At 62.7% G+C, this 26,844-nt stretch carries 29 protein-coding genes; 17 read left to right on the top strand and 12 right to left on the bottom strand.

The window, feature by feature from the left end; all coding sequences use genetic code 11:
- Window positions 1-64 precede the first annotated feature (64 nt).
- The 3 genes from NKH16_RS14955 to NKH16_RS14945 all read left to right on the top strand — a co-directional run bounded on the left by NKH16_RS14955 (window position 65) and on the right by NKH16_RS14945 (window position 2,529).
- A complete protein-coding gene (locus NKH16_RS14955; RefSeq protein WP_352678148.1) occupies window positions 65-844 on the top strand; it encodes a TlyA family RNA methyltransferase in 780 nt (259 codons plus the stop codon).
- Window positions 841-2,082, top strand: coding sequence for a class I SAM-dependent RNA methyltransferase (locus NKH16_RS14950; RefSeq protein ID WP_352900084.1), 1,242 nt, complete (start codon window positions 841-843; stop codon window positions 2,080-2,082). The genes NKH16_RS14955 and NKH16_RS14950 overlap by 4 nt, the downstream gene beginning before the upstream one ends.
- Window positions 2,083-2,178: 96 nt before the next feature.
- A complete protein-coding gene (locus NKH16_RS14945; protein ID WP_502898868.1) occupies window positions 2,179-2,529 on the top strand; it encodes an antitoxin Xre/MbcA/ParS toxin-binding domain-containing protein in 351 nt (116 codons plus the stop codon).
- A gap of 54 nt (window positions 2,530-2,583) precedes the next feature.
- On the opposite strand, the gene NKH16_RS14940 is transcribed toward NKH16_RS14945, so the two are convergent.
- From NKH16_RS14940 to NKH16_RS14925, 4 genes are all read right to left on the bottom strand, one after another.
- Window positions 2,584-2,973, bottom strand: coding sequence for a type II toxin-antitoxin system VapC family toxin (locus tag NKH16_RS14940; protein ID WP_023674128.1), 390 nt, complete (start codon window positions 2,971-2,973; stop codon window positions 2,584-2,586).
- Window positions 2,960-3,235 carry an AbrB/MazE/SpoVT family DNA-binding domain-containing protein gene (locus NKH16_RS14935; protein ID WP_352449889.1) on the bottom strand — a complete coding sequence of 92 codons (276 nt, stop codon included), beginning with the start codon at window positions 3,233-3,235 and terminating at the stop codon, window positions 2,960-2,962. The genes NKH16_RS14940 and NKH16_RS14935 overlap by 14 nt, the downstream gene beginning before the upstream one ends.
- A gap of 151 nt (window positions 3,236-3,386) precedes the next feature.
- The gene (gene tldD / locus NKH16_RS14930) at window positions 3,387-4,799 is read right to left on the bottom strand and encodes a metalloprotease TldD (RefSeq protein ID WP_352900081.1); all 1,413 of its coding nucleotides are present in this window, start codon (window positions 4,797-4,799) and stop codon (window positions 3,387-3,389) included.
- A gap of 127 nt (window positions 4,800-4,926) precedes the next feature.
- Complete coding sequence (locus NKH16_RS14925) at window positions 4,927-5,451, bottom strand: invasion associated locus B family protein (RefSeq protein WP_023674131.1); 525 nt, start codon at window positions 5,449-5,451, stop codon at window positions 4,927-4,929.
- Between the two features lie 359 nt (window positions 5,452-5,810).
- Here NKH16_RS14925 and coxB point away from each other — a divergent pair, with 359 nt between their 5' ends.
- From coxB to rnhA, 11 genes are all read left to right on the top strand, one after another.
- Window positions 5,811-6,701: a cytochrome c oxidase subunit II gene (gene coxB / locus NKH16_RS14920; RefSeq protein WP_352821486.1), complete on the top strand. Its 891-nt coding sequence runs from the start codon at window positions 5,811-5,813 to the stop codon at window positions 6,699-6,701.
- A 38-nt stretch (window positions 6,702-6,739) separates the two neighbouring features.
- On the top strand, window positions 6,740-8,392 hold the full coding sequence (ctaD, locus tag NKH16_RS14915; protein ID WP_352578610.1) for a cytochrome c oxidase subunit I: 1,653 nt from the start codon (window positions 6,740-6,742) through the stop codon (window positions 8,390-8,392).
- A 71-nt stretch (window positions 8,393-8,463) separates the two neighbouring features.
- The gene (locus NKH16_RS14910; RefSeq protein ID WP_352900077.1) at window positions 8,464-9,408 is read left to right on the top strand and encodes a heme o synthase; all 945 of its coding nucleotides are present in this window, start codon (window positions 8,464-8,466) and stop codon (window positions 9,406-9,408) included.
- Window positions 9,405-9,572: a cytochrome c oxidase system small membrane protein gene (locus NKH16_RS14905; RefSeq protein ID WP_502894815.1), complete on the top strand. Its 168-nt coding sequence runs from the start codon at window positions 9,405-9,407 to the stop codon at window positions 9,570-9,572. The genes NKH16_RS14910 and NKH16_RS14905 overlap by 4 nt, the downstream gene beginning before the upstream one ends.
- 7 nt (window positions 9,573-9,579) lie before the next feature.
- Complete coding sequence (locus NKH16_RS14900; RefSeq protein ID WP_352743607.1) at window positions 9,580-10,212, top strand: cytochrome c oxidase assembly protein; 633 nt, start codon at window positions 9,580-9,582, stop codon at window positions 10,210-10,212.
- Window position 10,213: 1 nt separating this feature from the next.
- Complete coding sequence (locus tag NKH16_RS14895; protein WP_352578608.1) at window positions 10,214-11,095, top strand: cytochrome c oxidase subunit 3; 882 nt, start codon at window positions 10,214-10,216, stop codon at window positions 11,093-11,095.
- Window positions 11,096-11,177: 82 nt separating this feature from the next.
- A complete protein-coding gene (locus NKH16_RS14890; protein WP_352900074.1) occupies window positions 11,178-11,564 on the top strand; it encodes a DUF983 domain-containing protein in 387 nt (128 codons plus the stop codon).
- Window positions 11,561-12,316, top strand: a complete 756-nt coding sequence (locus NKH16_RS14885) for an SURF1 family protein (RefSeq protein WP_352748722.1) — start codon at window positions 11,561-11,563, stop codon at window positions 12,314-12,316. The genes NKH16_RS14890 and NKH16_RS14885 overlap by 4 nt, the downstream gene beginning before the upstream one ends.
- 107 nt (window positions 12,317-12,423) lie before the next feature.
- On the top strand, window positions 12,424-13,428 hold the full coding sequence (gene ispH / locus NKH16_RS14880) for a 4-hydroxy-3-methylbut-2-enyl diphosphate reductase (protein ID WP_352748719.1): 1,005 nt from the start codon (window positions 12,424-12,426) through the stop codon (window positions 13,426-13,428).
- A gap of 5 nt (window positions 13,429-13,433) precedes the next feature.
- Entirely contained in the window at window positions 13,434-14,396 is a 963-nt protein-coding gene (locus NKH16_RS14875) for a homoserine kinase (protein ID WP_352743610.1), read from the top strand.
- Window positions 14,393-14,932 carry a ribonuclease HI gene (gene rnhA, locus NKH16_RS14870; protein ID WP_352900070.1) on the top strand — a complete coding sequence of 180 codons (540 nt, stop codon included), beginning with the start codon at window positions 14,393-14,395 and terminating at the stop codon, window positions 14,930-14,932. The genes NKH16_RS14875 and rnhA overlap by 4 nt, the downstream gene beginning before the upstream one ends.
- Before the next feature lie 18 nt (window positions 14,933-14,950).
- Here the strand turns inward: rnhA and NKH16_RS14865 are convergent, their stop codons facing one another.
- The 3 genes from NKH16_RS14865 to NKH16_RS14855 all read right to left on the bottom strand — a co-directional run bounded on the left by NKH16_RS14865 (window position 14,951) and on the right by NKH16_RS14855 (window position 16,966).
- Window positions 14,951-15,430 carry a DUF2938 domain-containing protein gene (locus NKH16_RS14865; protein ID WP_352900067.1) on the bottom strand — a complete coding sequence of 160 codons (480 nt, stop codon included), beginning with the start codon at window positions 15,428-15,430 and terminating at the stop codon, window positions 14,951-14,953.
- A gap of 146 nt (window positions 15,431-15,576) precedes the next feature.
- Window positions 15,577-16,077: a peroxiredoxin gene (locus NKH16_RS14860; protein WP_352449876.1), complete on the bottom strand. Its 501-nt coding sequence runs from the start codon at window positions 16,075-16,077 to the stop codon at window positions 15,577-15,579.
- Window positions 16,078-16,159: 82 nt separating this feature from the next.
- Window positions 16,160-16,966, bottom strand: coding sequence for a protein-disulfide reductase DsbD domain-containing protein (locus NKH16_RS14855; RefSeq protein ID WP_352900064.1), 807 nt, complete (start codon window positions 16,964-16,966; stop codon window positions 16,160-16,162).
- Window positions 16,967-17,113: 147 nt separating this feature from the next.
- Here NKH16_RS14855 and NKH16_RS14850 point away from each other — a divergent pair, with 147 nt between their 5' ends.
- Entirely contained in the window at window positions 17,114-17,722 is a 609-nt protein-coding gene (locus tag NKH16_RS14850; RefSeq protein ID WP_031211061.1) for a YqgE/AlgH family protein, read from the top strand.
- A 23-nt stretch (window positions 17,723-17,745) separates the two neighbouring features.
- Here the strand turns inward: NKH16_RS14850 and NKH16_RS14845 are convergent, their stop codons facing one another.
- From NKH16_RS14845 to thrC, 4 genes are read right to left on the bottom strand one after another with little or no spacing between them, the layout of a single operon-like run.
- Window positions 17,746-20,634: an EAL domain-containing protein gene (locus NKH16_RS14845; protein ID WP_352900061.1), complete on the bottom strand. Its 2,889-nt coding sequence runs from the start codon at window positions 20,632-20,634 to the stop codon at window positions 17,746-17,748.
- Between the two features lie 2 nt (window positions 20,635-20,636).
- Window positions 20,637-21,233 carry a GNAT family N-acetyltransferase gene (locus NKH16_RS14840; protein ID WP_352449873.1) on the bottom strand — a complete coding sequence of 199 codons (597 nt, stop codon included), beginning with the start codon at window positions 21,231-21,233 and terminating at the stop codon, window positions 20,637-20,639.
- Between the two features lie 15 nt (window positions 21,234-21,248).
- Window positions 21,249-22,541: a M16 family metallopeptidase gene (locus tag NKH16_RS14835; protein ID WP_352456896.1), complete on the bottom strand. Its 1,293-nt coding sequence runs from the start codon at window positions 22,539-22,541 to the stop codon at window positions 21,249-21,251.
- A 14-nt stretch (window positions 22,542-22,555) separates the two neighbouring features.
- Window positions 22,556-23,953 carry a threonine synthase gene (thrC, locus tag NKH16_RS14830; protein WP_352900058.1) on the bottom strand — a complete coding sequence of 466 codons (1,398 nt, stop codon included), beginning with the start codon at window positions 23,951-23,953 and terminating at the stop codon, window positions 22,556-22,558.
- 128 nt (window positions 23,954-24,081) lie between these two features.
- Here thrC and NKH16_RS14825 point away from each other — a divergent pair, with 128 nt between their 5' ends.
- Window positions 24,082-24,780, top strand: coding sequence for a hypothetical protein (locus tag NKH16_RS14825; RefSeq protein ID WP_023674152.1), 699 nt, complete (start codon window positions 24,082-24,084; stop codon window positions 24,778-24,780).
- Between the two features lie 38 nt (window positions 24,781-24,818).
- Here NKH16_RS14825 and NKH16_RS14820 read toward each other — a convergent pair whose 3' ends face one another.
- On the bottom strand, window positions 24,819-25,508 hold the full coding sequence (locus tag NKH16_RS14820) for an HAD family hydrolase (RefSeq protein WP_023674153.1): 690 nt from the start codon (window positions 25,506-25,508) through the stop codon (window positions 24,819-24,821).
- 179 nt (window positions 25,509-25,687) lie between these two features.
- Here NKH16_RS14820 and NKH16_RS14815 point away from each other — a divergent pair, with 179 nt between their 5' ends.
- The gene (locus tag NKH16_RS14815; protein WP_352621675.1) at window positions 25,688-26,821 is read left to right on the top strand and encodes a site-specific DNA-methyltransferase; all 1,134 of its coding nucleotides are present in this window, start codon (window positions 25,688-25,690) and stop codon (window positions 26,819-26,821) included.
- Window positions 26,822-26,844: the final 23 nt, after the last annotated feature.

Raw genomic sequence — 26,844 nt, 5'->3', positions numbered from 1 at the left:
CAACCATGCCTTGTCTGATCGCCAAATTCCTTGCCATCATCGTTGGCTTTCGCCATGAAGGCCGATGACTTCCCTTCCGCCAGCCAGCATACGCCAGCGGCTCGACGAATTGCTCGTCCAGCGCGGCCTGTTTGCCAGCCGCTCGCGTGCCCGCGACGCGGTCGAGCGCGGCACCGTGACGGTCGATGGCATCGTCGCCCTCAAGCCGGGCCAGGCCGTTCTGCCTGAGTGCAACATCGTCGTTGACGATCCGGCGCAAGGTTACGTGTCGCGCGCTGCACTGAAGCTGAAGGCTGGTCTTGACCATTTCGCCCTCGACCCCACCGGCAGCGAAGCGCTCGATGTCGGCGCCTCGACCGGCGGCTTCACGCAGGTGCTGCTCGAACGCGGCGCGGCGCATGTCACGGCGATCGATGTCGGGCACGGCCAGATGCACTCCAACATCGCCGGCGATCCGCGCGTGACGGTAATTGAAGGCCTGAATGCGCGCGAACTATCGGCCGCCGATCTCGGCGGCCGTGTGCCGGATTTCATCGTCTCGGATGTCAGCTTCATATCGCTGAAACTGGCGCTGCCGCCGGCGCTTGCCTTGGCCAGGAATGGCGCAAAAGCTGTGTTTCTGGTCAAGCCGCAATTCGAGGCCGGCCGCGAGGCGATCGGCAAGGGCGGCCTGCTGAAGGACCCCTATGATGCGGCGCGCATTGCCGGCCTGATGCAGGACTGGCTCGATGCCATTCCCGGCTGGCGCTCGCTGGGGCTTCATCTGTCACCGATAGAGGGCGGCGACGGCAACCGCGAGTTCCTGCTCGGCGGCATCAAGGACGTCGAGACCCAGAAGCGATGAGCACCCGTTTCACGATCGCAAGGTTGGGCTCGCAGGGCGACGGCATCGCCGAGACGGAAACCGGCGAGGTTTTCATTCCGTTCGCGCTGCCGGGAGAGGTCGTCACCGCCGCGCGGGAGAAAGATCGCGCCACCTTGATGTCGGTCCTTGAGGCTTCGCCGTTGCGGGTCGATCCGCCGTGCCGGCATTTCGGCGCGTGCGGCGGCTGCGCCGTCCAGCATCTCGAGACTGAAACCTATCACCGGTGGAAGCGCGAAAAGGTCGTGCATGCGCTGAAGAGCAAGGGCATCGCTTGCGATGTCGGGGCGCTGGTGCCGTGCGCGCCGCACACGCGCCGCCGCGTCGTCTTCACCGCCCGGCGGAGCGAGGCGGGAATGCAGTTCGGCTTCGTTCGCGCGCTGTCATCCGAGATCATCTCGATCGAGGAATGCCCGATCTCGGCGCCGCAGATCGTCGCTGCGCTCGACCGTTTGAGGATGCTTGCCGGACTGATCTGCACCACGACCAAATCGTTCCACATGGCGGTGACGGTGACCGGTTCCGGCCTCGATGTCGCGGTTCACGATTCCGGCAAGCTCGGCGAGAACCAGCGCCGCGTCGCTTCCAACTTCGTCATCGCCGAGGGGCTAGCCAGGCTGTCGGTCGACGGCGAGGTCATTATCGAACCAAACAAACCGGTCGTCCTGTTTGGTGGCGTCGCCGTCGCAGTGCCTCCGGGCGCTTTCCTGCAGGCGACCGAAGCTGCCGAACAGGCGATGGCCAACATTGTCGGCCAGCATTTCGCGCGCGCCAAAAAGGTCGCCGATCTCTTCGCCGGCTGCGGCAGCTTCGCGCTGCGCCTGGCCGCAAGATCGGAGGTTCATGCGGTGGAAGGCGATGCGGCAGCACTCGCGGCGCTCGACCGGGCATTCCGTTTCGCCAGCGGCCTGAAGCGGGTGACCGGCGAACGTCGCGACCTGTTCCGGAGGCCGCTCACATTCAAGGAGTTGAATGCCTTTGACGGCGTTGTCTTCGACCCGCCTCGCGCCGGCGCCGAGGACCAGTCGAAGCAGATCGCGCGCTGCGACGTGCCGCTCGTCGCCGCGGTGTCTTGCAATCCGGTAACGCTGGCGCGGGACCTACGCATCCTCATGGACGGCGGCTATACCCTGAAGAGCGTGACGCCGATCGACCAGTTCCTGTGGTCGCCGCATGTCGAGGCCGTGGCGCTGTTGGAGAAGCCGAGACGAAGACGCTAGCAGCCAGGGCCTGAAACGCGCACCAAAAAAGCACATTTTTAGCGCACGTCGTTCAGACCGTGCTAGGGAATTGCCACGAGCACCGCAGCCTTCGAAATTTCGCCATCGTGCTTCGGCGAGGAGCGGGCGCCGTTTCTCTCGCCAAGGCGGGTCGCTGAACTGCTAGGGGTCAATACGACAGAACTGGCGGGGCTGACCGGTCTCGCGCGCAACACGCTTGCCGCCGAGTCCGGTGCGCGCAAGGTCGACGCCGCATTGAGTCCCATCGTCCGTATCCTGGCGATGGCCGGCGAGATGGCCGGTGATGAACATCGTGCGGCGATCTGGTTCAAGCATCAGCCGATCCCCGGTTGGGCCGGAAAGACCGCCTACGATCTGGTTCGCGAAGGCAAGACGGACAAGGTGCTTGCCTATCTGGAGGCAGTCCGCTCCGGCATCTATGCCTGAAACCAGGCTGACCCTGTGGCGCGCTTTTGTGCCGCGCTGGGCCGCTGTGAGCTGCTATGCTTCTTGCACGCGTTCGTATCCGGCCGCCTTCGCGGCCCTGACGAACTTGCGGTCAAAAGTCGCGAAGCCAGCGCAGTGAGCGGACTTGCCCAGATGCAGCGCATCAGCGAAATCCAACCCCTGTTCCGAGAGGTCGAGCGCGGACGACACGACCGCCCCGTCTTCCACCTCTACCGTGGGAAGCCCGCTAAACACCCGTAGCGTACGGGCGATTTCAAGCGGCGCAAAACCGTAGGCGCTGCGCAACACCCATTCGACTTCCAGCATCACCGTGACGGCGACAAAGACCGGCTGGCTATCGATCAGCGCCCGGGCGCGGGAAGACTGCGACGGGTGATCGCCCGTCAGGTAGCGGACGATCAGGTTGGTATCAATTGCGAGCATGGCGCCGCCGCGCTTCGGCGAGCACGCCCGCGTCCATTTCCTCCAACGTCTTCGGCCTGCCACTATAGCGCAGCGATCCAAACACGTCCTCTGGCCGTGTCTCGGCGAAGACTGGCGCAGGCTTCAGTAGCACGCCCTCCGGGGTATCCTCGACCAGAAGGCGTGTGCCGGCATGCCATTCCCTCCGTTTCCGGATCGCGCTGGGCAGGATGACCTGTCCCTTGGTCGAGACCGTAGTTACGAGCTTCTTTGCGGCAGCCATCTGCGCACGTCCTTAGGTGTAAGACGAATGTAAGATAGTCGAAGCTCTCGGCAAATTCAAGGCGCAAGCTACTCCTACTTAAAGCGATGACAAGGCAGTGGGCGGCGGGGATTGGTTGTTCCGGAGCGGCGATAATTCGGCGTCAACTCCATCAAACCCTGGTGCCGCCGACTGTCATCTGGTTCATCCTGAGATGCGGCTGGCCGACGCCGACCGGCACGCCCTGTCCGGCCTTGCCACACATGCCGATGCCGGTGTCGAGCTTCATGTCGTTGCCGATCATCGCCACACGATGCATGGCATCCGGCCCGTTGCCGATCAGCATGGCGCCCTTGATCGGTTGCGTCACCTTGCCGTTCTCGATCATGTAGGCTTCGGTGCAGCCGAACACGAACTTGCCCGAAGTGATGTCGACCTGGCCGCCGCCGAACGACACGGCATAGATGCCGTTCTTGACCGAGGCGATGATCTCGTCCGGCTCCATGTCGCCTGCTGTCATGTAGGTGTTGGTCATGCGCGGCATAGGCTCGTGCGCGTAACCTTGGCGTCGCCCGTTGCCGGTGGCTTTCATGCCCATCAGCCGGGCGTTCTGGCGGTCCTGCATGTAGCCGACCAGCTTGCCATCGTCGATCAGCACGTTATGGGCCGATGGCGTGCCCTCATCGTCGACGGTAAGCGACCCACGCCGCTCGGGCAGGGTGCCGTCATCAACGACGGTGACGCCTTTCGCCGCCACCTGCTGGCCAAGCAGGCCGGCGAAGGCCGACGTCTTCTTGCGGTTGAAATCGCCTTCCAGCCCGTGGCCGACGGCCTCGTGCAACATGACGCCCGGCCAGCCGCTCGACAGCACGATGTCGAAAGTGCCGGCAGGTGCTGGAACCGCTTCGAGATTGACCAGCGCTTGCCGCAATGCCTCCTTGGCCGCGTGCCGCCAGCTGTCCTCGATCAGGAATTCACCAAAATCCTTGCGGCCTCCCATGCCGTAGGAGCCGCTCTCCTGGCGGTCGCCGTCGCCGACCACCACCGACACGTTGATCCTGACCAGCGGACGGATGTCGCGCACCATCTGGCCGTCGGTGCGCACGATCTCGACATGCTGCCAGGAGGCGGCGAGCGACGCCGTCACCTGCCTGACGCGCGGATCCTCGGCCCGCAGCCATGCATCGATTTCCTGAAGCAGCTTGGCCTTGGCCTCGAAGGAAGGCGAGGGGATAGGGTTTCCGTCGCTGTAGAGATGGCGGTTGGTGCGGGCAGGCGCTGCGGCAAGCGTGCCGGAATAGCCGCTCTTCACCGTCGAAACGGCATCGGCGGCGCGCAGCAGCGAGGCTTCGGAGAGATCGCTGGAATGGGCGTAGCCGCTGGCTTCGCCGGCGACGGCGCGCAGGCCGAAACCCTGGTCGGTGTTGAAATTCGCGGTCTTCAGCTTGCCATTGTCGAACATCAGCGATTCGCTTTCGCTATATTCGAGAAACAGTTCGCCGTCGTCGGCGCCGTTAATAGTCTCGGCAACGATTTGCTTGATGCGATCGTCGGAAATGTCAAATTGGCCGATCAGGCTGTTCATGGCAGGTCCATTCGCAGGAGGATTGTTTCCCACGATGTAGGCGCGAAGGCCCGCACAGACAATCTGAAATGAGATTTGCCGTGACCTCGGCCGGTCAACTCACTGGATCGCGCTACAAGACCCAGTCTCAAGGCAGGGCGGCGAAGCCGTCGGCGAAACCCTTGAGGTCGACGGGAATGCCGATGCCCTCTTCCGGCGTCTGGAAGACGATGAAGGTGGCGGACGTACCGGTCTTCAGCGTGTCGAGCAGCGGTTTTTCCAGGATGACCTCGGCATAGCAGCCGTCCTGGAAACAGCGCACGAAATAGGCGCGGCCGATATCCTTGCCGTCGACATTGAGGCCGAGGCCGTTGGGCAACAGCACGCCGAGCGGCGCCAGCACACGCAGGATTTCGGCCTTGTTGTCGGCTGTGCGCAGCACGACAACGGAAAGACCCATTTCCGGACGGTCCTCGGCGACGACGTTCTGCATCATCACGCATTGTTCGGATGTAGCACCGGCGGGCGTATCGCAGATGATCGACCACGCCCCGTGCGTTGACTTCACCGTGCCGCTTGGCTGCGCGGCATTGGCCAGGCCGGCGCCGGACAACGCTATTGCGGCGGCAACAAAGATGACCTTCGCCAAGGTTCTCGAAAGCCAAGGGTTCATGACGGCTCCATTGCGAATCACGGCACTTTAAGCCGCACTAAACCCAAGTAAAGGACGAGACCCCGGCGATCTGCCCCGACACAGGCAACAATGCGCTTTTCCGTGCCAATTTCGCCCTAATTGCGACGGTTCCGCGCGCCGCGCGGCTCATTCTACCCGGATGCCGCTCTGGTGATTCGCGGCGAGCCGTCACCGCACGAAGCCAGCGCCGCGCTTGCGCGCAAAAATGCCGCACGGGTTCCGGCGCTCCTTTCTTGCGGAGGCAAATAGAGTATGGTTTGAACCAGCCTTGAATTGTCCGGGATTCCCGTCCCGGCATTGTTCGACATTCTTGCGGTCCGATCGCGAGGAACTGGGAGATGACGAGGGCGATGAGAAAATTCCTGGCAACCGCCAAAATCGTAGCTACTGCCGCCGCCACGTTGTTTGCCGCTGCATCCGCTCATGCAGCCCAGCCCCAACCTTGGGAAACCAGTTTTCAGCCTCCGGCAACCGACATTATGCGGCAGATCGAGTGGTTCGGGAACTACTCGTTTGCGTTCATCATTGTGATCACCGCCTTGGTGCTTTTCCTGATTGCCTACTGCATTTTGCGGTTCCGGGCGAGCGTCAACCCGACGCCGTCGCGCACCAGCCACAACACGCTGATCGAGGTCATCTGGACTGTCGGTCCCGTCGTCATCCTGCTCTGTCTCGCCATTCCCTCGTTCCAGCTGCTGACCGCGCAATACACGCCGCCGGAAGAAGCCAAGCTGACCGTCAAGGCGACCGGCAATCAGTGGAACTGGGACTACGAATACCAGGTCGACAACACGCTTTCCTTTAATTCCGCGATCCTTCAGGATTCCGACAGGGCTGCTGCCGGCAAGGAAGATCGCGCCGCGTATCCGCGCCTGCTCGCCGTCGACAATGAGATGGTGGTGCCGGTCAGCACCATGACCCGGGTGCTGGTGACGGCGACCGACGTCATTCACGCCTTTGCCATGCCGTCCTTCGGCATCAAGACCGATGCGGTGCCGGGCCGCATCAACGAGGTCTGGTTCAAGGCGGACAAGGAAGGCCTCTATTACGGCCAGTGCTCGGAACTCTGCGGCAAGGACCACGCCTTCATGCCGATCGCCATTCGCGTCGTCTCCGATGCACAATACAAGACCTGGCTGGCGGCAGCCAAGACCGACCTTCCCGGCGCCAACAAGGCGCTGATGGCCGAGGTCGATGGCACGAACAAGGTAGCGGCCGCCGGCAATTGATGCCGCGACCAGAAAAGATTCAGGGAACGGAGCCGACCATGGCGCACGCTGCAGCTCACGACGACCACGACCACAAGCCGTATCATGGCTGGGTCCGGTGGGTGTATTCGACCAACCACAAGGACATCGGTACGCTTTATCTGATCTTCGCGATCATGGCGGGCTGCATCGGTGGCGCCTTGTCGGTCGTCATGCGCATGGAATTGCAGGAGCCGGGCATCCAGATCTTCACTGGCCTGGCGCAGATGGTCTACGGCATGAATGGCGACGCCGCCATCGACGGCGGCAAGAGCATGTACAATGCTTTCACCACCGCGCATGCGCTGATCATGATCTTCTTCATGGTGATGCCGGCGCTGATCGGCGGCTTTGCCAACTGGATGGTGCCGATCATGATCGGCGCGCCGGATATGGCCTTCCCACGCATGAACAACGTGTCGTTCTGGCTGCTGCCGCCGGCTTTCATTCTGCTGATTTTCTCGGCCTTCGTCCCGAGTGCGCCCGGCGCCTACGGCGTCGGCGGCGGCTGGACGCTTTACCCGCCGCTGTCGACATCGGGCCAGCCTGGACCGGCCATGGACCTGGCGATTCTGTCAATCCACATAGCCGGCGCCTCCTCGATTCTTGGCGCCATCAACTTCATCACCACCATCTTCAACATGCGCGCGCCCGGCATGACCATGCACAAGATGCCGCTGTTCGCCTGGTCGGTGCTGATTACCGCCTTCCTGCTGCTGCTGTCGTTGCCGGTGCTGGCCGGCGGCATCACCATGCTTTTGACCGACCGCAATTTCGGCACCACCTTCTTCGCCCCGGACGGCGGCGGCGATCCGATCCTGTTCCAGCACCTGTTCTGGTTCTTCGGCCATCCGGAGGTCTACATTCTGATCCTGCCGGGTTTCGGTATCATCAGCCATATCATCTCGACCTTTTCGAGGAAGCCGGTGTTTGGCTATCTCGGCATGGCCTATGCGATGGTTGCCATCGGCGCGGTGGGCTTCATCGTCTGGGCCCACCACATGTACACGACGGGCCTGTCGCTCGACACCCAGCGCTATTTCGTCTTTGCCACCATGGTCATCGCGGTGCCGACGGGTGTGAAGATCTTCTCGTGGATCGCCACTATGTGGGGCGGGTCGATTTCGCTCAAGACCCCGATGCTGTGGGCGATCGGCTTCATCTTCCTGTTCACTGTTGGCGGCGTCACCGGCGTGCAGCTGGCCAATGCCGGCCTCGACCGCCCGCTGCACGACACCTATTTCGTGGTCGCGCACTTCCACTACGTGCTGTCGCTGGGCGCGGTCTTCGCCATCTTCGCCGGCTGGTACTACTGGTTCCCGAAGATGACCGGCTACATGTATTCGCCGGTGATCGCCAACACCCACTTCTGGGTCACTTTCGTCGGCGTCAACCTGGTCTTTTTCCCGCAGCACTTCCTCGGTCTCTCCGGGATGCCGCGTCGCTATATCGACTATCCGGATGCCTTCGCCGGCTGGAATATGGTGTCGTCCTACGGCTCGTACATCTCGGCTGTCGGCGTCGTCATCTTCCTCTTCGGCGTCTTCGAGGCGTTCCAGAAGAGGCGGGTCGCCGGCGCCAATCCTTGGGGCGAGGGTGCGACCACGCTGGAATGGCAGCTGCCTTCGCCGCCGCCGTTCCACCAGTGGGAACAGTTGCCGAAGATCAAGTAGGCGGTTGCCTCCTTAATACGGAACCGCCGGCCGGCGGTTTTGGCCAACGGAATGATGGACTTTAAGTACGCATGGCCCTTGCCGAAGACAGACTGATTGACGAGCCGGGCTTCCGCATGTCGGAAGCGACGGCGGGCGATTTCTTCGCCCTGCTGAAGCCGCGCGTCATGTCGCTGGTGGTGTTCACTGCGTTTGTCGGCATGGTCGCCGCCCCGGTGACCATCAATCCGGTGCTGGCGGTGATCGCGATCCTGGCTATTGCCATCGGCGCCGGCGCCTCCGGTGCGCTCAACATGTGGTACGACGCAGACATCGATGCGGTGATGACGCGCACCGCCGGCCGTCCCGTGCCGGCCGGCCGCATCCGACCGGGCGAGGCATTGAGTTTCGGGTTGGTGCTGTCGGTTCTGTCGGTGATGACGCTCGGCGTGCTGGTCAACTGGTTGGCAGCATCGCTTCTGGCTTTCACCATCTTTTTCTATGCCGTCATCTATACGATTTGGCTGAAGCGCTGGACGCCGCAGAACATCGTCATCGGCGGGGCTGCCGGTGCCATTCCGCCGGTCATAGGCTGGGCGGCGGTAACCGGATCGGTCAGCCTCGAAAGCTTGGTGCTGTTCCTGATCATTTTCCTGTGGACGCCGCCACATTTCTGGGCGCTCGCGCTCTTCAAGTCGGAGGACTATGCGAAGGCAGGCATTCCGATGATGCCGAATGTCGCCGGCCAGGCCTCGACCAGGCGCCAGATCTTTGCCTATGCGCTGGTCCTCGCACCGGTTGGCGTGCTGCCATGGGTTCTCGGCTTCACCACGCCGGCCTATGGCATCGTTGCATTGCTGCTCGGCGCCGGCTTCGTCTGGTATGCGTGGAAGGTGCTGCAAATGGCCGATGACGACCGGGCGATGAAGCCGGCCAAGGCCTTGTTCGGCTATTCGCTGCTCTATCTCTTCGCCATCTTCGCCGCCTACCTTGGCGATTGCGTTGTCGCGCGCGCGCTGACCATCGGTGGAGCATGAGCATGATCGAAAAGAAGCTTGAACTGGTCACGCTGACCGAACGTCAGCAGAAGGCCCGCCGCAATCGCTCGGCCGCAATCGGTTTCGCGCTGGCGGCGCTGGTCGTCATATTCTACGTCGCGACCATCGTGAAATTTGGTCACAGTTTCCCCGGCTCGATGTGAGCTCACAATGACCAGGCAAACAGTCACCGATCCTACGAAGAAAAACACGAACCGCGTCGTCGCCGGCGTCTGCATCGCGTTCTTCGGCGGCATGATCGGCATGGCCTACGCCGCGGTGCCGCTCTACGCGATGTTCTGCCAGGCGACAGGCTACGGCGGCACCGTCAAACGGGCGACCCAGCAATATGCCGATCGGGTGCTCGATCGCGACATCACCATCCGCTTCGACGCCAACACCGCCGGCGTTCCCTGGCAATTCCAGCCGGTCGCCCGCTCGATCACCATCAAGATCGGCGAAACCGCCGAGGCGCATTTCAGCGCGACCAACAAATTCAGCCGTCCCATCACCGGACGCGCCACCTTCAACGTGCAGCCGGAACTGGCCGGACCTTACTTCAACAAGGTCGAGTGTTTCTGCTTCACCGACACGACGCTGAAGCCGGGCGAGACGCTGGACATGCCGGTCGTCTTCTATGTCGATCCCGACATCGTCAACGCGCCGGAATTGAAGGATCTGACGACGATTACCCTGTCCTACACGATGTTCCCGGTCGACAAGACCAAGCCGGTCGCATCATCGGTGCCGGCCGACGGCCGCCGCAACAAGATTTCAGATACCGAAGCAAGCCTCGGGGGTTGACATGGCAGACGCACACGCAAAACCACAACATGACTACCACCTTGTCGACCCGAGCCCGTGGCCTTTCCTGGGCTCCGTCGGGGCGCTGGTGACCGCGTTCGGCGGCGTCTGTTACATGCAATATCTCAAGGGCGGCGATTTCCCGATCTTCGGTTTCAACATCGCTAATCCATGGTTGTTCTTCATCGGCCTGCTGATCGTCATCTACACGATGTTCGCCTGGTGGTCGGATACGATCAAGGAGGCGCATGAGGGACACCACACCCGTGTCGTGTCGCTGCATCTGCGCTACGGCATGATCATGTTCATCGCCTCCGAGGTGATGTTCTTCGTCGCCTGGTTCTGGGCCTTCTTCGACGCCAGCCTGTTTCCGGGCGAGGTCCATCAATACGCCCGTACCGCCTTCACCGGCGGCGTCTGGCCGCCCAAGGGCCTCGAGGTTCTCGACCCCTTCCATCTGCCGCTCTACAACACCGTCATCCTGCTTCTGTCGGGTACCACGGTGACCTGGGCGCACCACTCGCTCATCCACGGCGACCGCAAGGGCCTGATCAATGGCTTGGTGCTGACCGTCGGCCTCGGCATGCTGTTCACCATGGTGCAGGCCTATGAGTACATGCACGCGCCGTTCGGCTTCAGGGATTCGATCTACGGCGCCACCTTCTTCATGGCGACCGGCTTCCATGGTTTCCACGTCATCATCGGCACGATCTTCCTGTTGGTCTGCCTGATCCGCGCCATGAAGGGCGACTTCACGCCCAAGCAGCATTTCGGCTTCGAGGCCGCCGCCTGGTATTGGCACTTCGTTGACGTGGTGTGGCTGTTCCTGTTTGCCTCGATCTACGTCTGGGCATCGAACGGCGCGATGATCGAACCGCACTGAGATCGAGCTGAGGAAATCGACAAGGCGGCTGCGGCGACGTGGCCGCCTTATCTTTTGCGGCAAATGCTCCTAGGATGACCTCATGAGCGACGACAAGGCGATCTGGCCACCAATCGATCCGATCTCGGCCGGCTTGCATGGCCGCTGCCCCCGCTGTGGCGAGGGCAAGCTGTTCTCCGGGTTCCTCACGATCGGTGATCGCTGCTCCAATTGCGGCCTCGATTATTCCTTCGCCGATGCCGGCGACGGGCCGGCGGTGTTCGTTATCCTGATCATCGGCTTTATCGTCGTCGGCCTGGCGTTGTGGATGGAGGTGACGCTCAATCCGCCGCTCTGGCTGCACCTGCTGCTGTGGATTCCGCTGACGCTGGTGCTTTGCCTGGCGGCGCTCAGGCTGATCAAGGGCGTGCTGCTGACGCTGCAATACCGCAACAAGGCGGCCGAGGGCCGGCTGGACCGCGGCGAATGAGCGAGGCATCAGGTTTGGTGGCCGGCCGGTCGCAGCCCAAGCGCGCATTGGCGCTCGGCCTGGGTATCGTCGTGTTTTTGATCCTGCTGGCGCTCGGCACCTGGCAGGTTCAGCGCCTGCACTGGAAAGAGGGCCTTCTCGAGACAATAGACCAGCGCACGCATTCGGCGCCCGTGCCATTGGCCGAGCTCGAAAAGCGGTTTGCTGCCGCCGGCGACGTGGACTACACGCCGGTGATAGTGACCGGCACTTTCCTGCATCAAGACGAGCGGCATTTCCTCGCCACCTGGGAAGGCCAGTCCGGTTTCGACGTCTTCACGCCGCTACAGCTCGACGATGGCCGTTTCGTGCTGATCAACCGCGGCTTCGTGCCTTACGATTTCAAGGACCCAGCCAAGCGGCCGCAGGGGCAGGTAACGGGCAAAGTGACGGTGACGGGGCTCGCCCGCAACCCGCTGCCGGCCAAGCCCTCGATGATGCTTCCCGACAATGATCCGCAGAAGAATATCTTCTACTGGAAAGATCGTGACGCGATGGCTTCGAGCGCCGGCCTGCCGACAGGTGCGGCGCTGGTGCCGATCTTCATCGATGCGAACGCCACGCCCAACCCCGGCGGGCTGCCAGTTGGCGGTGTCACCGTCATCGACCTGCCGAACAGCCATCTGCAATATGCGATAACCTGGTACGGCCTTGCCGCCGCCCTTGCCGGCGTCCTGATCTCCTGGCTCCGCCGCCCGGCGAAAGACCAATGATCGCCGCCACTACCCTTGACAGGGCAGGGCCGCGCACCTCATTTCGCGCCTTGAGCTCAGAAGTCATAGTCCGATCAACCGGCCTACAATCAGCGTAAGATGCAATCATGCTTCACACAAAGCCGCCGCTGACCATCCGGCTCTGCCAGCCCCGCGGTTTCTGTGCGGGCGTTGACCGTGCCATCCAGATCGTCGTGCTGGCGCTGAAGAAATACGGCGCGCCGGTCTATGTCCGCCACGAGATCGTGCACAACCGCTACGTCGTCGAAGGGCTGCAAAGCCTCGGCGCGGTGTTCATAGAGGAGCTCTCCGAGATCCCGCCCGAGCATCGCCAGAGCCCGGTCGTCTTTTCGGCGCACGGCGTGCCGAAATCGGTGCCAGCCGACGCCAAGTCCCGCAACCTGTTCTATCTCGATGCGACTTGCCCGCTGGTCTCGAAGGTCCATAAGCAGGCAATGCGCCATCAGCGGCTTGGCCGCCACGTGCTTTTGATCGGTCATGCCGGGCATCCAGAGGTGATCGGCACAATGGGCCAGTTGCCGGACGGCGCGGTCACTCTGATCGAGACCGAGGCCGACGCCGCAAGCTTCGTGCCTGCAGACCCGCAAGCGCTCGGCTTCGTCACCCAGACGACGCTGTCGGTCGAGGACACCGCCGGTATCATCCGCGCCCTGCAGCAGCGTTTTCCCGAGCTGCACGCGCCGGCGGCGGAATCGATCTGTTATGCCACCACCAATCGCCAGGAAGCGGTCAAGGAAACAGCGGCCGGCGCCGATCTCTTCCTGGTTGTCGGCGCACCCAACTCCTCCAACTCGCGGCGCCTGGTCGAAGTGGCCGAGCGCGCCGGCGCCTCGATGTCGCTTCTCGTGCAGCGCGCCTCCGAAATTCCGTGGAATGAGATTGCCGGCATTTCGACGCTCGGCCTGTCGGCGGGCGCCTCGGCGCCGGAGATCATCGTCGACGAGATCGTCGATGCGTTCAGGCAGCGCTTCGACGTGACCATCGAGCTGGCCGTGACGGCGACGGAGACGGAGGACTTTCCGGTGATGCGGGTGTTGCGCGATGTCGAACTGACGGCTGCCGACATGGCCTTCGTCAACGGGGCCGCGTAGCAACGATGGCGGTCTACACCGACGTCAACGAGGGCGAGCTCGGCGCATTCCTCAGGAACTATCCGGTCGGCGACCTGTTGTCCTACAAGGGCATCGCCGAAGGCACCGAAAACTCGAATTTTCTGCTGCACACCAGCAGCGGCTCCTACATACTGACGCTTTACGAGAAGCGCGTCGACAAGGCTGACCTGCCGTTCTTTCTCGGCCTCATGGCCCACCTCGCCAGAAAGGGCATTTCGTGCCCGCTCCCGGTCACCGCACATGATGGCGGTGTGATCGGAACACTTGCCGGCCGGCCGGCGGTCATCATCACCTTTCTCGAAGGCCTGTCGCTGCGGCGGCCGACGGCTGCGCATTGCGGCGAGGTCGGCAAGGCGCTGGCGGCACTGCATCTCGCCGGCGCGGATTTTCCGATGACCCGCCCCAACGCCCTTGCCATCGATGGCTGGCGCAAGCTGTGGAATGCCGCCCGCGCCCGCGCCGACGAGGTCGAGCCGGGACTGGCGGCCGAGGTCGATGCCGATTTCACCGATTTCGAGCGGAACTGGCCGAACGGTCTGCCGCAAGGCATCATCCATGCCGATCTTTTCCCGGACAATGTGTTCTTCCTCGGCGAGAAACTGTCCGGGCTGATCGACTTCTATTTCGCCTGCAACGACCTCTACGCCTATGACGTTGCCACGTGCCTGAACGCCTGGTGCTTCGAGAAGGATTTTTCCTTCAATCTGACCAAGGGCACGGCGCTGCTTGCCGGCTACCAAAGCGTGCGGCCGTTGAGCAGTGACGAGAAAGCTGCGCTGCCGATGCTGGCGCGCGGCTCGGCGCTGCGCTTCATGCTGACCCGGCTCTACGACTGGCTGACGGTCCCGGACGGCGGGCTGGTGATGAAACGCGACCCGACCGAGTATATCCGCCGGATGCGCTTCCACCGGGCGATCAACTCTCCTTCCGAATATGGACTGACATGACCAAGCGCGTTGAAATCTTCACCGATGGTGCCTGTTCGGGCAATCCCGGGCCTGGCGGCTGGGGCGCAATCCTGCGCTTCAACGGCGCAATCAAGGAGCTCCATGGTGGCGAGGCTCTGACCACCAACAACCGTATGGAACTGTTGGCGGCCATCTCGGCGCTCAATGCGCTCAAGGAGCCTTGCGTCGTCGACCTTTATACCGACAGCAATTACGTCAAGGACGGCATTTTCGGCTGGATCGATGGCTGGAAACGCAACGGCTGGAAAACCGCTGCCCGACAGCCGGTGAAGAATGCCGAGCTGTGGCAGCAGCTCGACGCTGCGCGCAACCGCCACCAGGTCACCTGGCATTGGGTCAAGGGCCATGCCGGCCATCCTGAGAACGAGCGCGCCGACGAATTGGCGCGGCTCGGCATGGCGCCATTCAAGACGAAGTCGGCGAAACCCGTGCTCGCGTCCGTGCCGCCGAAGGAAGGCACCCAGTCCAGGCAATCGGCGGCCAAGAAGGTCGGGCGCTCGACCCAGAGTTATTGATCCGGTTGAACTGGCGTGTCAGCGGATCAGAAGGGCGGTGCCGAACAGTCCGATGGCAAACACCGTATGCGACACAAGATTGAGGGCGCGGACCTGCATCGGATTGGGCCGCTTCGAAGCGGCCCAGCCGGCGCCCATGCCGGGCGCCAGCAGAAACCATCCGGCGCCGACGGTGACGATGCCGAGCATAAAAGCCGGCAGGAAGGTCGGCGCGGTGAGCCAGGCCGTTCCGGCCAGCACGACCAGTATGACGCCGTAGACGATGCCGACAGCATAATGAAAGGCCCAGCCAAGTACTGATTCATGCGGGTAGGGCGAGGCCTCGCCAATGTCGTCATGGAAGACCTTGCCTTCCCTGAGATGCCAGACCCAGCGGCCGACCAGCCCCCAGTTCGGCCGCGGTTGAGCAAACACCTTGCTCAGGAAAATCGCCCAGACATCCATAAGCGCGGTTGCGCCGATGCCGATCGCGACGCTGCGCCAGACGATGTCAGACATAATCGAGGTCCCCAAAAGCAAGCAGTCCCAAAGGGCCGACGCATGGCCCTGAAAACCGGGTCGGCTTTCGGAAGGATCATGCGCCGATGCAAAGGCAGCATCCTTTCGACGCGCAGCGCTCGAAGGCGACCGCCGCCGTCCCTGGCCTATGCTGTCGCCAAGACGGAAAGCTGTCCGAGAATGTGAGCAGCGCCGGATTCGTCGACGCCGGGCTTTGTCTCGACATTGAGCGCGGTGACCTTGCCGTCATCGACGATCATCGAAAAACGCTTCGAGCGTAGCCCCATGCCGCCGCCGGAGAGGTCGGCGTCGAGGCCGACCGATTTGGCGAAATCGCCATTGCCATCGGCAAGATAAAGGATTTTGCCTTCACCGCCGCTGAAGCGGGCCCAGGCCCCCATGACGTGAACATCGTTGACCGAGACGACGGCGATAGTGTCGACGCCGCGCGCCAGGATGGCGTTGTAATTGTCCAGATAGCCGGGCAGATGATTGTTGCTGCAGGTCGGCGTGAAGGCGCCTGGAACGCCAAACAGCACGACCTTCTTTCCTGAGAATAGCTCGCCCGTCGTTATCGGCTTTGCACCGTCGGCGGTCATTGTCTTGAAGGTCGCATCGGGCAGTTTGTCGCCAACGGAGATCGTCATGATGGTCCTCGCTTGGAAATGGAAGGGAGTGTCCTTGCGATAGCGAATTAAGGCGCGCCCGGCAACCGTCCAGACGTTGGCATCACGGGAATGGCAACAGGCCTTCGACCGCGCCTGCGGCACTTGTCAGTGTGTAGTGCAGGCCGCCATCGGTTGGCGTTGTCGACGGCCTGTCGAGGATCGGCACCGAAAAGATCAGCTTGCCATCCTTTTCGCTGCGTGCCGGGGCACCGAACATGTAGTCGCGTTCGCCGGCAACGAAGAGGTCGGCGCCCTCGGGGCTGCCCGGAAAGCTCGCTTCGACAATCAGCGTTTCGTGGTCGCCCGGCAGTACGTTTATGCCGAAATCGGGCGTTGCCGTGGCGGGCAGGGTTGCAAGGCCCGCCTTGACCAGTGCCGCATCCTCGGCGTTGTCGGGATCGGCGCCGGGATCGACGGTCAGCCTTGTCTGCACCGGGATGCAGATGGTTTCGCAAATGCCGAGGAAGATGTCCGCATCGATGACGGCCGGCTGGCCGGGCGCGGCAAGCGTGAACGTCACCGGCAACGAAACCGGGTGGTCGTAGCCGGCCCATTTGCCATAGCCGTCGTCATGGCGCTGCGGCGGCGGAAACGAAAGCGTCGCGTCGGCAATGTTGGTGCTGGCCGAGACGTCGATCTGTGGCGGCACGCCCGCATCACCCGGATCGCGCCAATAGGTCTTCCAGCCGGGCTTCAGCGCAATGTCGAGGACGCCCTGGAGACGCCCGGCCTCGTCGGCCTTGCCGCTCGTCACCAGCCGCACCCTGCCGCCTTCGCTATTGTACCAGGCCGATGAGGAGGCTGAGGCGGGGAGGCCGGTCGCCGATCCAATGGCCACGCTAAGCAGCAGGATTTTCAAGCTTTGCATGGCGATGATTTGATCGTCTGTTGATGGCCACACAATGATTTCATGACGCCGCCGGCATCATATTTGCGTGACCTTCGGCTTTTGAGCCTGATCAAATCGGGCGCCGCCCATCTTTTCGACGCCCCGGAAACGCGTTACGCTGTGGCCATGGATTTGTTGCGCCATAAAAGGACGGCCGCAGGACCCGGCTTTCTCGACGATCAGTTCCTGATTGCCATGCCCGGCATGAAGGACGACCGCTTCACACGCTCCGTCATCTACATTTGCGCGCACAGCGACGAAGGCGCGATGGGGCTGATCATCAACCAGACGCAGCAGATGCTGTTTCCGGACCTGCTCGTGCAACTCGGAATCATGAACGAGCTGGAGGCAATTCGCCTGCCGCCGCCGGCGCGCGACTTCGTCGTGCGCAATGGCGGACCGGTGGATCGTAGCCGCGGCTTCGTTCTGCATTCGGGCGACTACCGGGTGGAATCCTCGCTCGCCGTGTCCGACGATGTCTGTCTGACCGCGACCGTCGACATATTGCGCGCCATCTCCTCCGGCCGCGGACCCCGGCGGGCGCTGATGGCGCTCGGCTATGCCGGCTGGGGTGCGGGCCAGCTTGAAAACGAGATCGTCGAGAATGGCTGGCTGACTTGCCCGGCAAGTGCCGAGCTTCTGTTCGACGCCGACATCGATCGCAAATATGACCGGATCCTCGCCTCGATCGGCATCGATCTCGCGCATCTCAGCCTGGCTGCCGGTCACGCCTGAACCTCATTACGTCCTGAAACTTGTCACGCTTGGGTCAACGGATACTGTTCCTTCAGCGTCTTCAGCACTTGGTCGCCCGGCATCGGCGCGCCGAACATGAAGCTCTGCACGTATTCGCAGCCCATCTGCCGCAACTCCAGCGCATCGCTCTCGTCCGAAATGCCTTCGGCGACAACCGACAGGCCGAGTTCATGCGCCATGTTGACCATGGATTTGAGCAGCACCGCACGTTTCGGCGTCGCGTCGTCGACGAAGCTCTTGTCGATCTTGATAGTGTCGAACGGAAAGCGCGTCAGATAGGCCAGCGATGAATAGCCGGTGCCGAAATCATCCAGCGACAGGCCGATGCCAAGCTGCTTCAGCTTGGTCAGCACATGGGCGGTCTGCTCGGGATTGTCCATCACCAGCGATTCGGTGAGTTCGAGCCGGAAGCAGCGCGGTTTCAGGTTGGCTCGCGCGATCACCGAGCGGACGTCGCTGACCAGGTCGCGGCGGATGAGCTGACGGCTGGACAGATTGACCGAGACCGACAGCGGCGCATCGCCGATCTGCTTTTGCCATCCCGCCAGGTCTTCGGCAGCCTGTTGCATGGCGAACAGCCCAAGCTGCACGATCAGGCCGCAGTTTTCGGCGACCGGAATGAAATCCGCCGGCGGGATCATGCCGCGACGCGGATGGTCCCAGCGCAGCAGCGCTTCAAAGCCTGCGACGCTGCCGTCCTCCAGCCGCACGATCGGCTGGTAGGCAAGCGTGAATTCGCGTCGTTCGATGGCGCGGCGCAGATCGGACTCGAACTGCAGCCGGTCGGTGCCGACGGTGCGGAAGGCGGGACGGAACGGCTCGATCCGGTCGCCGCCGAAGCGCTTGGCCTGATGCATGGCAAGCTCGGCATCCTTGACCATGTCCTCGGCCGGGGTCTGCGTGGCGGTCCAGGTGATCAGCCCGATCGAGGCCGTCAGCACGATCTCGCGCTTGGCGAAGGTGATCGGGTTGTTGATGGCGTGCTTGATGGCATCGGCAATGGCCGCGATGCGGGCCGGATCCTGCTCCGACAAAAGCATCAGCGCGAACTGGTCGCCGGCAAAGCGCGACAGCGAATCCTTCGGCTTGAGCAGTCGGTGCAGCCGCCGCGCGATGGTCAAAAGGATGGTATCGCCGGCCGAGATGCCGAGCCCGTCATTGACCTGCTTGAACCGGTCTATGTCGATGACGAAGACGGTCGGGCGCACCTTCTCTTCGGTGCGGGCAATCGAAATGATCGCCTCCAGCCGGTTCATGAACAGCTCGCGGTTGGGCAGGCCGGTCAGATTGTCGTGCACGGCGTCATGCAGCAGCCGTTCCTCGGATTTCTTCTGCTCCGTTACGTCGACCATGGTGCCGACGCAGCGGATGACCTCGCCGTCCGAGCCGATCACCGGCCGGGCGCGCAACGAAAACCAGTGATAGTGCCCGTCGGCGCCGCGCAGGCGGAAGTTTTGCGACACCCGGCCGCGCCGGTGCTCGAGCACCACGTCGAGTGTCGTGCGAAACGTGTCGCGGTCGTCGGCATGCAGCACCGGCAGCCAGTTGCGGGCAGGGCCGCCGAGGCTGTTGGGGGCAAGACCGAGCTGAATGCTGACGTCGGGACGAGTGACGACGCGGTCGCGCAGCACGTCCCAGTCCCACACAGTATCGCCCGATCCGGCAACCGCCAGCGCCTGCCGCTCAAGGTCGGAGAACAGGCCCTGATGCAGCGCGCCGCCGGCAAAAGCGTGCTGCATCACGGTGAAGCCGATCAGCAGGATGATGAGGATCAGCCCACCGCCCAGCGCCGGCTGAGCGATATCGTTGTCCAGCATGCCGGTGATTGCCATCCACGATCCGCATAGCCACAGCAGAACCATCACCCAACTGGGCACCAACATGATCGCGCGGTCGTAACCGCGGATACCGAGGAAGATGATCAGGCCGAGGCCGGTCAGCGCGGTGGCGGCGAAGGACAGCCTGGCAATGCCGGCGGCAACCGCCGGATCGATGATGGCGACACCGGCGATCAGCACCAGCCCGAGAATCCAGACCAGTGCGCCGTAGCTGAAATGGCCGTGCCACCGGTTGAGGTTGAGATAGGCAAACAGGAACACCACGAAGGTCGCCGCAAGCGCCACCTCCGTTCCGGCGCGCCACATCTGCTCATTGCCCGGTGAGATTTCTATGATCTTGTTGAGAAAGCCGAAATCGACGCAGATATAGGCAAGCACCGCCCACGCTAGGGCCGCCGTTGCTGGGAACATCGAGGTCCCCTTGACGACGAAAAGAATGGTCAGGAACAGCGCCAGCAGGCCGGCAATGCCGATGACGATGCCACGAAACAGCGTGTAGGAATTGACCGAATCCTTGTAGGATTCAGGGTCCCACAGATAGACCTGCGGCAGCTTGGGCGAGGCGAGCTCGGCGATGAAGGTAATCACCGTTCCCGGGTTCAACGTCACCCGGAACACGTCGGCGTCGGGGCTGGTCTGACGGTCGAGCGCAAAGCCTTCGCTGGGCGTGATCGCAGCGATACGGGTCGAGCCGAGATCCGGCCAGAACAGGCCGGAATTCACCAGCCGGAAATGCGGTGCGACAATCAGCCTGTCGAGCTGCTGGTCGGTGGTATTGGCCAGCGCGAACACCGCCCAGTCACCGGTCGAGCGCGCATCATTGGCCTCGACCTCGATGCGCCGCACGATGCCGTCCGGGCCTGGCGCGGTCGACACCTGAAAATTCTCGCCCTGGTTCCGGTAGATCAAGACGGCCCCCGAAAGATCGAGCGCAACGTCGTCGCGGGCGATCTTGATCGGTTCTACGGCAAACGCCGAGGATGCCGCGCAGAGCGTGACGATTGCCGCCAGCATAAAGGCAAGCAGCGACCCGTTGCGCAGAAAATTCGTCAAAATCAGCCCTTTGTTCCAACGCCCGGCGGATCGTCCGCGATTCGGGCGTATAGGTAATGGTCCTGCCAGATGCCGTTGATCCTGAGATAGGATCGTAGCAGTCCTTCGCGCCGGAATCCGGCTTTTTCAAGCACGCGGATCGACCGGGCGTTATCGGGGATACAGGCAGCTTCGATCCGGTGCAATCGCAGCGTTTCGAAGGCGAAACGCGTCACCACTTTGACGGCATCGGTCATCAGGCCGCGTCCGCTGAAGCGCTCGCCGATCCAGTAGCCGATATGGCCGCTTTGGGCGACCCCGTGGCGGATATTGCCGAGGGTGATACCGCCGGCCAGCTTGCCGCTGCTTTTCTCGAAGATGAAGAAGGCGATCGCCGTCCCCTGCGCGTAGTCCTCGCGGTAGCGCCCGATACGATGCCGCCACGCCGTGCGGTCGAGTTCGTCAGGGGTCCATCGCGGCTCCCACGGCTCAAGAAAAGCGCGGCTTTCACTGCGCAGCACCGACCACTCGCGATAGTCGTTGGTCAGCGGTACGCGCAGCGTGACAAGCTCGCCCTTCAGTGCCGGCAGGTCGCGGCGAAAGAAAGGGAGCGCGAACACGACGCTCGAATAGGCTTAGACGGCAAGCTTACGGGCAGTGGTCTGCGTGCCCGAAAGCGAATCGAGGATGGCCTCATAGGGCGCGAGCGTACCCACCGGCCCGACGGCTGTAAGCGTCGGCTTGGTCGAAAAAAGCCGGGACGACAGATCCGTCAGCCGCTCGACAGTCAACGCCGCCAGCCGCTCCATCAGCTCTTCCTTGGCGATCGGCCTGCCGAACAGAAGCAACTGCCTGGCGATCTGCGAGGCGCGGCTGGCCGGGCTCTCGGCCGACATGATCAGCCCGGCGCGGTATTGGGCACGCGCCCGGTCGAGCTCCTCCTGCAGGATGTTTTCACCGGCCTTTTGCAGCTCGTCGATGATCACAGGCACCAGCTCGGCAATATCGCTTTGTCCGGTCGCCGCATGGACCCCGAAGACGCCGGTGTCGGAAAAACCCCAATGGAAGGCATAGACCGAATAGCACAGGCCGCGTTTTTCGCGGACTTCCTGGAAAAGTCGCGACGACATGCCGCCGCCCAGGATCATCGACAGGACCTGGGAGGCATAGAAATCGCGGACGTGATAGGCGCGGCCCTCGAAACCCAGCACGATCTGCGCGTCCATCAGGTCGCGGTCCTCGCGAAAATCGCCGCCGACATATTGCGCATATTGCGGGACGGTGCCGTCGGCCTTGCCGCGGAAGCCGCCGAGACGCTTTTCGACCTCGCGCACGAAATCGTCGTGCTTGATGTCGCCGGCTGCCACCATCACCATGTTCTCGGCGCCGTACTGCCGTTCGATGAAGTCGTGCAGCTGCTTCGAGGTGAAGGATTTGACGGTTTCCGGCGTGCCAAGAATCGAGCGGCCGATAGTCTGGTGGCGGAAGGCGGTCTCGGTAAAGTGATCGAAAACGACATCGTCGGGCGTATCGTGCGCGGCGCCGATCTCCTGCAGAATCACATGCTGCTCTCGTTCCAACTCCTGCGGATCGAATTCGGATTCCTGCAGGATGTCGGAAAGGATATCGACGGCCAGCGGCACGTCGTCGCTCAGAACCCTTGCATAATAGGAGGTCGTCTCGACGCTGGTGGCGGCATTGATCTCGCCGCCGACGTCCTCGATCTCCGAGGCAATCTCGAAGGCGCTTCGCCGCCTGGTGCCCTTGAAAGCCATGTGCTCGAGCAAGTGCGCCATTCCGTGCTCTTCGTCACGCTCGTTGCGTGCGCCCGACTTGACCCAGGCGCCAAGGGCAACAGATTCGAGGCTTGGAAGGGTTTCGGTGGCGACTGTCAGGCCGTTCGACAGACGGCTTACCTCAACACCCATATGGCAATTACTCCCTAACGCGCCGCCCGCGTGTGGCGGCCGAGATAATCTTCCACCATTTTCAGGTCGGATGGAAGTACCGTGTATTTTTCCTCGGCGCTCATCAACCCGCCTAGCCATGCAGGCAGGGCAGGCGACACGCCGCTGGCGGCTTCGACGGCGGCGGGAAACTTTGCCGGGTGCGCAGTGCCCAGCACCACCATCGGCACCTCACCCGTAGCCTTGCCGGCGGCCACATGCACGGCCGCGGCCGAATGCGGGTCGAGCAGATAGCCGCTCGCCGCAAGTGTGGTGCGGATGGTGGCGGCGACCTCGTCCATGGTGGCGCGGCCGGCGTCGAATTCGGAGCGGATCTTGGCGATTTCGCCGGCCTCGATGGTGAAGGCGCCGGACTGCTTGAGCCCGTCCATGTAGCGCCGCACGGTCGAGGCATCGCGGCCGGACGCTTCGAACAGCAAGCGTTCGAAGTTCGAAGACACCTGGATGTCCATCGAGGGCGACGTGGTCGAAAAGACCCCCTTCATGCGGTATTCGCCGGTCGCCAGCGTGCGCGCCAGAATATCGTTGTCGTTGGTGGCGATGATCAGCCGTTCGATCGGCAGCCCCATCTTCTTGGCGGCATAGCCGGCGAAGATGTCGCCGAAATTGCCGGTCGGCACGGTGAAGGAAACCGGCCTGTCGGGCGCGCCGAGCGACAGGCCGGACGAGAAATAATAGACGATCTGGGCCATGATGCGGGCCCAGTTGATCGAGTTGACGCCGGACAGCGATACCCGGTCGCGAAAACCGTGGTCGTTGAACATGTCCTTTACCAGGCCCTGGCAGTCGTCGAAATTGCCTTCGATCGCCAACGCATGGACGTTTGCGGCGGTCGAGGTCGTCATCTGCCGCTGCTGTACCGGCGAGACGCGGCCGTGCGGGAAAAGCACGAAGATGTCGGTGCGGTTGCGCCCGGCAAAGGCATCGATGGCGGCCCCTCCGGTGTCGCCGGAGGTGGCACCGACAATGGTGGCGCGCTGGTCGCGCTCGGCCAGCACATGGTCCATCAGCCGCGCAAGAAGCTGCATCGCCACGTCCTTGAACGCGAGCGTCGGGCCGTGGAACAGCTCCAGCACGAAGCTGTTCGGCCCGGTCTGCACTAGCGGGCAGACGGCCTCATGGCGGAAGGTCGCATAGGCTTCGCGCACCAGCCGTTCGAACACCGGCGCCGCGATCTCGCCGCCGAGGAACGGCGACAGCACACGGATGGCAAGATCGGGATAGGCAAGGCCGCGCATGGCGCGGATCTCGGCTGCGGAAAAATGCGGCCAGGCGCTCGGCAGGTAGAGCCCGCCGTCGCGTGCCAGTCCGGCCAGCACCGCGTCGGAAAATCCAAGCGCGGGCGCTTCCCCGCGGGTACTCACATATTGCATCGTCACGTTTCCATTGCTGCCGGGAATTTTCGCCCGCCGCGAGGTGGTGGATTTCTGCGCAGGCTCAGTCGCATTTTTGCCGCGCGGTTGATATACGTCACCGGCTTTGCGAGAGGGAAGTGCAGTTCATGGCGTTTCATTCATTCAACGGTCGTTTTGTCGCGGGTCTGGCGCTCGCCGGCTTTATGCTTGCCGCCGCAGGTTGCCAATCGAGCGACAATGGAATTCTCGGCTTCGGCAAAAAGGATACAACACCGCCACCGCCACCCGATCCCAAGGTGCTTTCCAGCCAGCTGCAGGCCTATTGCCCGAAAGTGACGTTGCGGGACGGCACCGCCTTCTTCAATACCTACGCCAAGAGCGGTCCGAAGCCGAAGAAAAAAACCGATGTTGCCGCCGAGGAAGCCGCCCAGCCGGCAGCGGACGCGGCTGGCGCCGATCAGCCGGACGATTCCGCCAAGATCATCTATCAGGCCTCGATCACCGATGTGACCCGCGACTGCAGCCGCGCCAACGGCTCCTTGTCGATGAAGATAGCCGTCGCCGGCAAGGTCGTGCCTGGCCCGATGTTCACCCCCGGGACCATCACCATGCCGATCCGCATCGCGGTGATGCACGGCACCGAAGTTCTCTATTCGCAGCTTCACTCCTATCAGGTCCAGGTTACCGATCCTTCGAGTGCCACGCAGTTCGTCTTCACCGATTCCAACGTCGTCGTTCCGGAGCCGACGGCGAAGGACTACCAGGCGTATGCCGGGTATGACGAGGGCGCTCCGAAAGTAGCGACAGACAAGCCGAGGAAGAAGAAAGCCGCCGCGACCAACTAAGCCGCTGCATTCGCGCCACGGCGGTTGGAGGCGGCCTCTCAGGCGTCCGCCGACCATTCCGACAGCGCGGCGATCACGCTTTTCAGTTCCGCCCAGCGGCGGATGACCGTTTCCGCGCCGGCCTCGGTCAGCGCATCGGCGTGGCCGGGATAGCTGTGCGCCGCGCCGGTGAAGCCGATGACGCGCATTCCCGCCGTCTTGGCGCCGGTGACGCCATGCACCGAATCCTCGATGACAAAGGTGTTCGCAGGATCGGCCTTGAGCTTTTCCGCGGCGAACCGAAACACGTCCGGCGCCGGCTTGGATTTCCCGGTCGGGGTTTCCAGCGAGGAAAAGATACGGCCGGCAAAGAACGGCAAAAGCTGCACCTTCTCCAGCATGAATTCGATTCGCTCCGAACGCGAATTCGAACAGACGCAGCGCGGCACTGCTACCGCGGCGACAGCCTCGTGCGCCCCGTCGATGGCACGCACGTCGCTGCGCAGCCGACGATCGACCAGCTGTTCCTCCTTGTCGATCAGCGAGGCCTGGAACGGGATCCGGGACTTTTCCTCGACCCGCATCATGATGTCCTTGAAAGTCAACCCGGCATAGACCTCGGAAATCTCCTCGGCCGATATCTCGTAGCCGGCCGAGGTCAACAGCTCGGCATCGATCCGCGCGGCGATGATTTCGGAATCGACGAGCACGCCGTCGCAATCGAAGATGACAAGGTCTGGCTGAGGCATGGTGATCCGGAAAGCGGGATGAGGGGAATGCCGAGGGCCTTTGGTCCAAACGGCTCAGGCGGCGCGGCATACACCAACAGGCCGTGCTTCGCAAATTCGGCGGGCTGCTTCACTGAATATTTACGCTGATCGGTAACCATAACGGACAGTAAACAGTAACGCGTGCCTTGGGTGTCACAATGTCTGCCGTGCGTCTTCTCGACGAGCTTTCCGATGCTCCCCAGCAATCCGAGTGGCTGGATACGATCCTGAAGGGCGACTGCGTCGCCGCGCTCGAACGGCTGCCGGAAAAGTCGATCGACGTGATCTTCGCCGATCCGCCCTATAATTTGCAGCTCGATGGCGATCTGCACCGGCCCGACCAATCCAAGGTCGATGCCGTCGACGACCATTGGGACCAGTTCGACAGTTTTGAGGCCTACGACGCCTTCACCCGCGCCTGGCTGCTGGCGGCGCGCCGTGTGTTGAAGCCCAACGGCACGATCTGGGTTATCGGCTCCTACCACAATATTTTCAGGGTCGGGGCAAAGATGCAGGACCTGGGCTTCTGGATCCTCAACGACGTCGTCTGGCGCAAGACCAATCCAATGCCCAATTTCCGTGGCCGCCGTTTCCAGAACGCGCATGAGACGATGATCTGGGCATCGCGCGACCAGAAGGGCAAGGGCTACACTTTCAACTACGAGGCGCTGAAGGCATCGAACGACGACGTCCAGATGCGCTCGGACTGGCTGTTTCCGATCTGCACCGGCGGCGAGCGCCTGAAGAACGACAATGGTGACAAATTGCATCCGACGCAGAAGCCGGAAGCGTTGCTTGCCCGCATCATGACGGCATCGACCAGGCCGGGCGACATCGTGCTCGACCCGTTCTTCGGTTCAGGAACCACCGGGGCTGTGGCCAAGCGGCTTGGCCGCCACTTCGTCGGCATCGAGCGCGAACAAACCTATATCGATGCCGCCATGGAACGTATCGATGCGGTCCGGCCGCTGGAAGGCGCCAACTTGACGGTACTGACCGGCAAGCGGGCTGAGCCGCGCGTCGCATTCGTCACGCTTCTCGACAATGGCTTGGTGGCGCCAGGCGCCACGCTCTACGACGCCAAGAAGCGCTGGGCGGCAAAAGTGCGCGCCGACGGCACGCTGGCCATCGGCGACAGTGCCGGGTCGATCCACAAGATCGGCGCCGAGGTGCAGGGGCTGGACGCCTGCAACGGATGGACCTTCTGGCATTATGAGCGCAGCGGCGGCCTGACCCCGATCGACGAGCTTCGCCGCATTGCTCGGCTAGGCATGGAGCGGGCGGGCGCCTGACGGCTTCCGAGTTGCGACAGATC

Source organism: Mesorhizobium sp. M1307, from assembly GCF_040318155.1.
Lineage (GTDB): Bacteria > Pseudomonadota > Alphaproteobacteria > Rhizobiales > Rhizobiaceae > Mesorhizobium.
This window is presented reverse-complemented; position numbering and strand designations above follow the sequence as displayed.